This is a genomic window from Paenibacillus sp. PastM-3 (assembly GCF_029893965.1).
In the GTDB taxonomy this organism is placed as follows: Bacteria; Bacillota; Bacilli; order Paenibacillales; family Paenibacillaceae; genus Paenibacillus_AQ.
Window position 1 is genome coordinate 185,367 of record NZ_JARXXP010000009.1, and the last position, 10,081, is coordinate 195,447.

General features: G+C 51.5%; 11 protein-coding genes. 4 read left to right on the forward strand and 7 right to left on the reverse strand.

Translation table 11 applies throughout. From position 1 onward, the window contains the following. Positions 1-6: 6 nt before the first annotated feature. Positions 7-510, forward strand: a complete 504-nt coding sequence (locus tag M2108_RS15515) for a tetratricopeptide repeat protein (protein WP_277470185.1) — start codon at positions 7-9, stop codon at positions 508-510. A 577-nt stretch (positions 511-1,087) separates the two neighbouring features. On the opposite strand, the gene M2108_RS15520 is transcribed toward M2108_RS15515, so the two are convergent. The 6 genes from M2108_RS15520 to M2108_RS15545 all read right to left on the reverse strand — a co-directional run bounded on the left by M2108_RS15520 (position 1,088) and on the right by M2108_RS15545 (position 5,797). Further along, positions 1,088-1,927, reverse strand: coding sequence for a hypothetical protein (locus M2108_RS15520; protein WP_277470184.1), 840 nt, complete (start codon positions 1,925-1,927; stop codon positions 1,088-1,090). Then, complete coding sequence (locus M2108_RS15525) at positions 1,911-2,954, reverse strand: M42 family metallopeptidase (protein WP_277470183.1); 1,044 nt, start codon at positions 2,952-2,954, stop codon at positions 1,911-1,913. The genes M2108_RS15520 and M2108_RS15525 overlap by 17 nt, the downstream gene beginning before the upstream one ends. A gap of 48 nt (positions 2,955-3,002) precedes the next feature. Then, entirely contained in the window at positions 3,003-3,302 is a 300-nt protein-coding gene (locus tag M2108_RS15530; RefSeq protein WP_277470182.1) for a LapA family protein, read from the reverse strand. Positions 3,303-3,397: 95 nt separating this feature from the next. After that, the gene (pepF, locus tag M2108_RS15535) at positions 3,398-5,188 is read right to left on the reverse strand and encodes an oligoendopeptidase F (RefSeq protein ID WP_277470181.1); all 1,791 of its coding nucleotides are present in this window, start codon (positions 5,186-5,188) and stop codon (positions 3,398-3,400) included. A 198-nt stretch (positions 5,189-5,386) separates the two neighbouring features. After that, positions 5,387-5,557, reverse strand: coding sequence for a hypothetical protein (locus M2108_RS15540; protein WP_277470180.1), 171 nt, complete (start codon positions 5,555-5,557; stop codon positions 5,387-5,389). Between the two features lie 6 nt (positions 5,558-5,563). Then, the gene (locus M2108_RS15545) at positions 5,564-5,797 is read right to left on the reverse strand and encodes a hypothetical protein (protein WP_039872008.1); all 234 of its coding nucleotides are present in this window, start codon (positions 5,795-5,797) and stop codon (positions 5,564-5,566) included. Positions 5,798-5,968: 171 nt separating this feature from the next. Between M2108_RS15545 and M2108_RS15550 the strand changes: the two genes are divergently transcribed. Continuing rightward, positions 5,969-6,166 (forward strand): cold shock domain-containing protein, encoded by a 198-nt coding sequence (locus tag M2108_RS15550; protein WP_277470179.1) that lies wholly within the window; start codon positions 5,969-5,971, stop codon positions 6,164-6,166. A 171-nt stretch (positions 6,167-6,337) separates the two neighbouring features. On the opposite strand, the gene M2108_RS15555 is transcribed toward M2108_RS15550, so the two are convergent. Continuing rightward, on the reverse strand, positions 6,338-7,645 hold the full coding sequence (locus M2108_RS15555; protein WP_277470178.1) for an MFS transporter: 1,308 nt from the start codon (positions 7,643-7,645) through the stop codon (positions 6,338-6,340). Between the two features lie 203 nt (positions 7,646-7,848). Here M2108_RS15555 and M2108_RS15560 point away from each other — a divergent pair, with 203 nt between their 5' ends. Together M2108_RS15560 and pfkA are read left to right on the forward strand one after the other, a co-directional pair. Next, positions 7,849-8,931 (forward strand): tetraprenyl-beta-curcumene synthase family protein, encoded by a 1,083-nt coding sequence (locus M2108_RS15560; RefSeq protein ID WP_277470177.1) that lies wholly within the window; start codon positions 7,849-7,851, stop codon positions 8,929-8,931. A gap of 66 nt (positions 8,932-8,997) precedes the next feature. Next, positions 8,998-9,969, forward strand: a complete 972-nt coding sequence (pfkA, locus tag M2108_RS15565; RefSeq protein WP_277470176.1) for a 6-phosphofructokinase — start codon at positions 8,998-9,000, stop codon at positions 9,967-9,969. The last annotated feature ends 112 nt before the right edge of the window (positions 9,970-10,081 follow it).

Below are 10,081 nucleotides of genomic sequence, written 5' to 3' on the forward strand. Positions count from 1 at the left end.
ACAATCATGGATACCAGAATGCAGGATGCCATAGCCTTGCGTGAGGCCGGCCGGGCAGAAGAAGCGAGAGTGCTTCTGCTGGATTTACTTTCGGCAAACAGCAAGGATGCCGGCGCTGATAATGATGCCGAATTGCTGTACCAGCTGGCCTGGACGCTTGATGTGCTGGGACTTGAGCGGGAGGCTGTTCCTTATTATGAGCAGAGCCTTGCTATGGGACTGCCTGCAGAGCAGCGGGCGGGCGCGTTGCTTGGCCTGGGAAGCACCTACCGGACATTAGGCGAATATCAGCGCGCTAAGACCGTGCTTCAGCAGGGAGCTGAGGAGTACCCTGAGCGGGCAGAGTTCCAGGCATTCCTGGCAATGGCGCTGTATAACCTGGGGGAGCACGGTGAAGGTACCGGGATGCTGCTCCGGTTGCTTGCCGATACATCCGAAAGTCCCGGCATCCGGGAGTACCGTAAAGCTATCTCGTTCTATGCAGACAAGCTGGACAAGATATGGCCATAACCTCTCGTTCATAAACAAAAAACAAGCTGTGCCCGGAACACCCGGTGCCCGGCTTGTTTTTTTGTTGCCATGAAATATCTGCTGCCCGTTAGAATGCTCCAAACCGGCAGCGCAAGCTGACCAGTGTCATACTACGGGCAGCACCAGCTGTCCTTTGCTCTTTTAGTAGTAACGAGAGATGGTCCTGCCCGGCTGCAGGCAGCATCAGTAGTTTAAGTGTCTTGCTGTAGGCAGCTAATTGGAAAAATGACAACTAATTCCGTGAAAACAGCAGCTTAGGGAAGTTTAGATGGAAAAAGGTACTCTAATTTTACCGCCAGTGTCCCCGAATGTGGTTTTGGATAAAATTAACTGTCGATTTGACAACTAATAATCAGAAAACATGAGAAATGTTAGAATTAAGTGCCGAAAATCGAACTAATTACCGTGGGGCCCTATAAAAAATGCAGGACCGGCAGCCAAACTGCCAGATCCTGCATCGCAACCTATATTCTCTTATCCATCGTTGACTCTCATTGCTTGACTTGTCATAACATCAACCTGAGTCAAGTCAACCACAACCCAACCCGGCAAACGGCTACTCCCCGCCCGCCACCGCAATCATCTGCACGACCGGACGGGAGTCGCCGGTCAGCACAGCCTCATCGGCATTCAGCTGCGAGGAGCCGTCGCCGTCGAGGAAGATGCCTTCCCGGCCTTCACCGGGAACGGCGTCCAGCACGGCCAGGCGGAACTCCTCGGCCGTACAGAGCGTAGGCGTGACGATCAGCCACAGCTTCCCGTCCCTGTTGTAGACAAGACCCGAGCGCATGCGCTGCTCCTCAGCAAAGGGCAGATGCTCGGCCTGACTTGCGTCCTTCCACAGCTCCTCATCCTGCAGATTCATGCTGATCCCGCCCTGGGCCCAATAGCGGCTGCGGTCGGTGACAGCCACCTCGTCCCCGGAGGAGACGCTCTGGACCGACAGCCTGCCGGCAGCGCCGTCCCAGACCAGGGTGCCGCGGGCATACTTGGCATTGAACCAGCCGGAGCCGTAGGCTCCCTTATCCCCGTTAACAGGGACATCATTCATGATCGCCACAGACAGAAGGTCTGTGCCGTAGAAGAAGCCGCCGTTAATCCCGTATGCGGCAATCTGGCGCAGCGGCAGGTTGGCTGTCCGCAGGATAACATCCTCTGGAGCCACAGCCAGCATATGCAGCTGCACCTTGCCAAGGCTCTCCGCTTCCAGATACTCATAGCTGTGCGGGAGCCCGCTGAAAACCTCCTGCGGCTGCTTGTCCGGCTTATTGAGCAGAGCCGCCACTGCCAGAATCAGCAGCACCAGCAGAGCGAGCAGGGCAGAGCCAAGCTGCCAGCGTCTGCGCTGCCATAGCTGCCGCCATTTACGGTCTGCCGGTTCAGTTGGTGCCGACATAGGCGGCCAGCAGCTTGGCTGTGTTCAGAACAGCCTGCTTATGCGTACGCTCCATGGAGTGGGAAGCATGCACGCCCGGGCCGATCAGCGCGCCGCGGATATTGTTGCCGCCGCGCAGTGCAGCCGAAGCGTCTGAGCCGTATTGCGGATAGATGTCTACCGCAAAAGGAATAGCCAGACTGTTCGCCAGCTCAATCAGACGTCCGGTCATGGCGTAGTCATAAGGTCCGGAGGAATCCTTGGCGCAAATGGAGACGTCCGTTTCCTTACAGCTGAGGTCATCGCCCATGGCGCCCATGTCTACCGCGATGAATTCGCTGATGTCACCCGGAATCCAGGAAGTGCCGTGGCCGACCTCTTCATAGTTGGAGATCAGCAGGGCGAGGTTGTGCAGCGGCTTCCAGCCTTCGCGCTTAATGCTTTCCAGCAGTCCGAATAGGGCGGCTACACTGGCTTTGTCATCCAGATGGCGTGATTTGATGTACCCGCTTGGTGTAATAACCGCCCGTGCGTCAAAGGAAATGAAGTCGCCGACGGCAATGCCAAGCTTAAGCACATCGTCTTTGCTCGAAATCAGCTCGTCAATCCGGACTTCCATGTTTTCTTCGGCACGCTTGAAATCACGTGCGTCGGCGTAGACATGCACAGAAGGGTGGCTGGTCAGAATCGTACCGGTGTAAGTCAGGCCGCTGCGGGTATGAATGACGCAATATTCATTTTCGATGCTGTTCATTGTAAAGCCGCCGACAGAGGTCAGACGCAGCGTTCCGTTTGGCTTGATCGAGCGGACCATGGCGCCAAGCGTGTCCACATGGGCGCTGATGCCGATGGTGCGGGAAGGGTCGAGTCCCGGTACGGTGAGGATGACACCGCCTTTTTCATTCCAGCTGAGCGGAACGTTCAGAGCTGCGGCTTCCTCTGCCACCACCCGCATGACTTCGGCTGTAAAGCCGCTGGGGCTCGGGGTGTCGAGCAATTTTTTGAGCAGGGATAGAATGTAGTCTTCATTAGGCTGAATCGTAAGCATGGATTAAAATCCTCCATTCATCATTTAGGATAAGGTAGTAACAGGTGATCAGACAGTCTCATCCGGCAGCGGCGTCATGGAGTCAAGCGAATGATCCGCATCGCGCAGCTTGGACAACTCTGCATTAAGCGCCTTGATTTGTTTCTGCAGCTTGTACTGGCGGAAAATCCCGTAGGAACCGACGATAATGCCGCCGATCAGGGCACAGCCCAGTATGACGAGAATCAGCGGAATACTGATCTGATCGAAACCGAAATTAACCTGAACCGGATCGACATTAATGACTGCAAACACAGCTGTAATCAGTGCAAATATAAGACCCAAAATAAGCGACCATTGAATTTTCATATGAATATTACCCCCCATGGATGAGAATGACAATATAAATCCCCTGCCCGCAGAGGGCAAGGGATTACAGCAGGATTAAGCGGCTTGTTCAGGCTTTATTTGGTCAATTGCTCCATCTGCTCGATAACACTCTCGAATACACTCATTGCTTCGCGGATCGGCTCCGGAGAGGACATGTCGACACCGGCCTTGGCCAGGATGTTGATGGAATAATCACTGCCCCCGCTCTTAAGGAAGCCGAGGTAACGGTCCACTGCCGGCTTGCCTTCCTCCAGAATCTGCTTGGAGAAGCTGGTTGCTGCCGAGAAGCCGGTAGCGTATTTGTAAACATAGAAGCTGTTGTAGAAATGCGGAATCCGCGCCCACTCCATCTCGATGTCTTTATCTACAACCATATCTGCACCGTAATATTTAACGTTGAGATCGTAGTAGATGGCCGACAGATCCTGCGGAGTCAATGATTCTCCTTCCTCTGCACGCTGGTGAATAATTTTCTCGAATTCAGCGAACATCGTCTGGCGGAACACTGTTGTGCGGAACTGGTCGGCGTAGTAGGTCAGCAGGTACATTTTTTCCTTAGGATCAGTCGACTTGTTCAGCAGATAGTCCATCAGCAGCGCCTCATTGGTGGTAGAAGCCACCTCCGCAAGGAAAATGGTATACTGTGCGTCACGGTATTTCAGCGCATTGTCCGAATAGTACGAATGCAGGGCGTGGCCCATTTCGTGCGCCAGTGTGAACATGCTGTTAAGATTGTCGTTATGGTTCAGCAGGACGTAAGGGTGGGTGCCGTAAGCCCCCCAGCTGTATGCGCCGGTGCGTTTGTTCTCATTCTCGTAGATGTCGATCCAGCCGTTGTCATATCCTTCCTGCAGCACGCTCAGATAATCGTCGCCGAGCGGCTTCAGGCCTTCCTTGGTGATCTGCTTCGCTTCTTCAAAAGTAATATCCAGCTTATATTCGTCCACGAGCGGAGCGAACAGGTCGTACATATGTAGTTCATCAACGCCGAGCAGCTTCTGGCGCAGCTTCATGTAGCGGTGCATCAGCGGCAGGCTTTCGTGAATGGTATCAATCAGATTGGTGTATACTTCCTTCGGAATATTATCACCGTACAGCGACATTTCCAGTACAGACGGATATTTGCGTACCCGTGAGTAAAAAACATTCTTGTTCACGTTCGCGCTAAGTGTAGCGGCAATCGTGTTCTTTTGCTTGGCATAGGTTTCATACACAGCTTTAAAGGCATTCTTACGTACTTCGCGGTCCGGGCTTTCCAGGAACTGAATATAGCTGCCGTGAGTCAGCTCGACTTCCTTGCCGTCCTCATTCTTAATCTTGGGGAATTTCAGGTCAGCATTGTTCAGCATGCCAAAAATATTCTGCGGCGCCTGCGAAATGTTACCAACCTGGGCCAGCAGTGCTTCTTCAGCCTTGGAAAGGACATGGGCCTTTTCACGCTTCATTTCAGTCAGGGTAAAGGTGTAAGCGGAAAGGGTAGGGTCAGCAATGAACTGATCCAGCTTTTCTACCGGCAGGGACAGGATTTCCGGTGTTACAAAAGACAGCGCTTCTCCGGCTTCGACACTGAGCTTCTTGGCCTTTTGGGTAAGAGCCTGATAGGTGGGGGCTGCAGTATCCTCATCCTGGCGCATATGCGCGTATACATAGAGCCGCTCTGTCAGCTGCGAGAGCTCATCATCCAGCTCAAAGCAGGCTTTGAGCTCTTCTGCCGAATCCAGCTTGCCCTGAAAGGCGGAGGCTTTCTTGATCAGCGCTTTTGCTTCATTGTATTCCTTATCCCACTGTTCCTGTGATGCAAACATATCTTCCAGCTTCCAGCGGTTCTCAGCAGGCACTTCACTTCTTTTCAATAACTGTTCCATGGAAATCCTCCTTAAATGATGGGATGCAGCAGGCATAGAGTTCTGTGCTGCAGCGTTTGAGAAGCCGGCCGGCAGCAGGCTCAGTGCTAGCAGAAGACGAAGAGATCTGGCGGTAAAGGACATTACTTAGGCCTCCTGAATCATAGAGTCGGCTTAGTATGCCCTGCCAGATTCTGATTATGACCTTCTTAACAAGAGTTATGCCAGCAGGCTATAAATAATGAAGATAAAGGCGAGAGCAATCAGAATGACTGCAGTCAGAGCCATGCCGCGCTTCAAGCGCGGCGGCAGTTTGTCCTTACTCATAATAAGAACGGCTCCGAGGCAGAGGACCACAACGATATAAATAACCAGACTTTCGTTATTCATACCAGCCTATACCTGCTTAAACGCTGCGATAATATTTTTGTATTCTTCTTCGTTGTCTTTATAGGACTCTTTATTGAAGCGGTTGTTCACCCATTCCATCATGGCCGGACGGCTCATAAAGGTATGCGTTTCTTCTCCCCACTGGTCGGAAATTTCCCTGAGGATAATGTAGCGTCCCTGAACCTCGACGGTCATCATATTCCATTTGTCTGTTTTGTATATTTCGTGTTTTTTGATCATGTCATTACCACCCTGGCGATTTTTGGCTTTTGGCTCAATGATAACGCACCGGGGAAGTGAAAAGCAAATTAAATCACTAATATAGGGAAAAAGTGGATTGCTTTGCAGGAATAGTTGGGGTATAATGTAAGCATACGCCATATATGGCGGTATTTTTAGGAGGTTGTTCATTTGAAAGGTACAGTAAAATGGTTTAACGCAGAAAAAGGTTATGGTTTTCTTCAGGTAGAAGGCGGCGAAGATGTATTCGTTCACTTCTCAGCTATCCAGGGCGACGGCTTCAAGACTTTGGATGAAGGCCAATCGGTTGAATTCGACATCACTGACGGTAACCGCGGTCCTCAAGCAGCTAACGTAGTTAAATTATAAGAAACGGCTGGACAGTTAACTGTCAGCTGCAATATATATTTGATTTATGGCAGGCACTTGCAAGAGTGGTAACCATCAACTTACAAAGTACACAGTTCTCTCGGGAACTGTGTTTTTTTGTTTCATGGAAGTCCTTGCCGCCGCTGGCGGACAGCAAGGACCGGGATATGGTTAGAGTGTTGCCTTTTGTGAGGGAAGAACTTCCGGCGGCGGTGCAATGGCGGGCTCTGATTCCGGTGGTACTGCGGGAATGACTCTTTTGCGGAAGTAGCTCCGCGAAGGTCCTCCGATATCCAGCAGATGCTTGGTTAAAAAGCCGATGAATGCAAGGATAGAAAAGAGGGTAGCTACCAGATAGAAAATACGGCGTCCGGCATCCTCGTAGATCAGACCGCCGAAAGTGCCGCTGAGCAGACCGGAAGCACTGGACCAGACTACGGTGAATAGCGCCAGGCCGGTTGCACGGAGATGGTCGGGAATAACTCTTGTAATATAGCGGACAGCCGTGACATAGAAAATGCCGAATGAAATGCTGTGCAGTGCCTGTATCGCAATGATGGCGCCCGGATGGACAGCAAGCGACATGAACAGAAAGCGCATTCCGTACATGAGACTGGCAAAAGCGAGCAGTGGAAGCTCCTTGAACCGTTCACCGTATTTACTGAGCAAAAAGAAGATGGGGATCTCACTCAGCGCGGATGCGAGCAGCGCCCAGCCGATTACATCGTCGCCGGCGTTCATACTCTTGAGGCTAAGAGTCAGAAACGCTTCATTCATCCGGTGCCCGAGGGCCAGAATAAAGACGCAGCCAAAGAACCACAGCACTTCCTTTTGCAGCAAAATCTCCTTCAGGCCGTTGCTCTTTACAGCGGGTTTAGGAGAAGAGCCTGTATTACCGTCCGCCTCAGGAGAACGTTTGACATCCTTTAACCCAATGGAAATAAGCAGGGCCGCGATAATAATAACGATACATACGCCAATGCTGTAAGAGGAACCGAGCGCTCTCAGCACATACCCGATAGTCAGGGCAAAAAAAGAATAGCCGAGTGATCCGAACACACGGATAGCTATAAAGTTCCGCCCATGCCGCTGGGCAACTTTTATCGCCATGGTGTCCGCCAGAGGAAAAACAGGGTAATAGAAGAAATAGAATAAGGATATTATAAGCATTACCATTGAAAAATCAGTAGCTTTCGCCAGCATAATAGCGGTAACTAATTGTCCTGCCAGCAGGATTGCCATAATTTTTTTGATTGTTCCGAGCCGGTCGCTCATCATGCTCCAGAACAGATTGGACAAGATGGATATCAGCGGTCCGAGGGAATACAGCAGTCCCACCTGTGTGCTGCTGAAGCCGAGATGGGTGTAAAAAAGCGGAAAATAAGAGACCACCAGTACACTGGTGCCGAAAAGTGTGAAGATGAAGGAACGCAGCCAATTCTGATCGCTGTACTGGCTGCCGGTCCGTCCTGATTCCATGTGTTTGCACTCCTTGGGGTATCAAATACGCTCAGTATAGCATAAAGCCTGTATCTGATGTTTGTTAAAAGTTTGTTAAACTGGGGTGATTTCTGAATATTTCAAGGTTTTGCGAAAGTGATTTTGTTGTTTGTACAAAAACGTTCCGCATATTATAATAATGATGATTTGGATAAGGAGACAACAATGTGGAGGCACTGTCATTGAATGAATTTGAGCAAGGCCGTAACCTAAGCCCGCGCGGCCCGATAGGGCTCATGAGCCGGGTTTATAAGTACGTGCTGCCGGAAGTCAGGGAGTGTCTGCACTCCTGGCGTGAGGATGCAGAAGGGATTCCCGATCCCGAGCTCCGGAAACAAGCGCTTGCCAGCATTGAAACCAAACAGTTTCATTGTGAAGGCGGCGGAATTTATGCCGCCGGCAATTTGTCGATGAGACATATACTGATTCCGCTTATTGTCGCCTATCAAACGATCAGTGATTATCTGGATAATCTGTGTGACCGCAGCACCTCGCTTGATCCGGCCGATTTCAGGCTGCTGCATCAGTCGATGCTGGATGCAATCAGCCCGGATGCCGAACCCGTGAATTACTATGCGCTGCGCAGCGAGCAGAATGACGGGGGATATCTGCACAGGCTGGTCCGCAAGTGCCAGGAGATGACGGCGCTTTTACCGGGCTATGCAGCAGCTGCTGAAGAGATTTATGATCTCGCTGTGCTATATACAGATCTGCAGGTGTACAAGCATATCCGCCCCGAGCTCAGGGAAGATGCCCTGAAGGAATGGTGGGCTGTGGAAGGCAAGCGTGCCCCCCATCTTCACTGGAATGAATTTGCGGCGGCCACCGGCTCTACGCTGGGGGTGTTTATGCTGTTCCTGTCTGCCTGTGACCCCCGTCTGGACAAGTCGAAAGCGGCTTCGGTCCGTGCTGCTTACTTTCCGCATGTCTGCGGGCTGCACATTATGCTGGACTATCTCATTGATCAGGATGAAGACCGGGCCGGCGGTGACCTCAATTTCTGCAATTATTACGACAATACTGATACCATGCTGAATCGGATTGCTTCCATCGTGGAGTGGGCCCGCAAGGATGTCCGGAGTCTGCCTGAGAACTCAATGCATCGGATGGTTATCGAGGGGCTTCTAGCACTTTATTTATCCGATCCAAAAGTCAGCGAACAGCGGGAGGTTCGTTCGGTATCCAAACGGTTGATGAGAAGAAGCCCGCTTACCAGATTGTTCTTCTTCGTCAACAGCCGCTGGATCCGCAAGCACATGTACTAAGGCTGCGGGGCTTAATTTCCGCTTAAGGGAACCATGCTTCGCACAATTTAAGGAGGAACTAACAGGATGTCAAACGTAAAAAAAATCGCAGTACTTACCAGTGGTGGAGATTCACAAGGCATGAACGCGGCTGTCCGCGCGGTAGTGCGCAGCGCAATCTTTTATGGAATTGAAGTGTACGGGATTCAACGCGGCTACCAGGGCCTGCTGAACCGTGATATTTTCCCGATGGATCTGCGCAGTGTAGGCGACATTATTCAGCGCGGCGGTACGATTCTGCAGTCGGCACGCTGTCTGGAGTTCATTAAACCGGAAGGCCAGCAGAAGGGTGCGGATATCCTTAATGAAATGGGTATCGACGGTCTGGTGGTTATCGGCGGTGATGGTTCCTATCAAGGCGCCAACAAGCTCAGCAAGCTTGGTATCAAGACAATGGCTTTGCCGGGAACCATTGACAACGACATCTCCTTCACTGACTACACCATTGGCTTTGATACAGCGGTAGGCGTTGTTGTGGATGCCATCAACAAGCTCCGTGATACCATGTCCTCTCATGAGCGTTCTTCCATTGTCGAAGTTATGGGCCGCCACTGCGGAGATATTGCTCTGCACGCCGGTCTTGCATCAGGTGCTGAAACCATTCTTGTACCGGAAATGCCGTATGACCTTAATGAAGTGGCAGACCGCATGAAGGACAACTTTGCCAGAGGCAAACGCCACAGTATCGTAATTGTTGCTGAAGGCGTCGGCAAAGGCGAAGATGTAGCCCAGGCGCTCAAAGACCGCCATGCTTCCCTCGACGCCCGCGTGACAGTGCTGGGCCACATTCAGCGCGGCGGTACGCCGACTCCGGCTGACCGCAACCTGGCAAGCCGTCTCGGTGACTTTGCCGTGCGTAAGCTTATTGAAGGCGAATCCGCCAAAGCTTGCGGAATCATTAAAGGTGAATTGACTATTACCGACATTGATACAGTAGTAAATACCAAGAAGTCTTTCGATATTGATTTGTACGAGCTGGCTTCCCGTCTATCCCAATAACATCAGCATATGCCTTTAAGGGGCTGTCCCAAAAGCCATGAAATGGCTACTTGGGACGGCCCTTGGTTTGGAGTAGGATGTACGTATTCACTTGGGTGGACGCTCCGCGAAC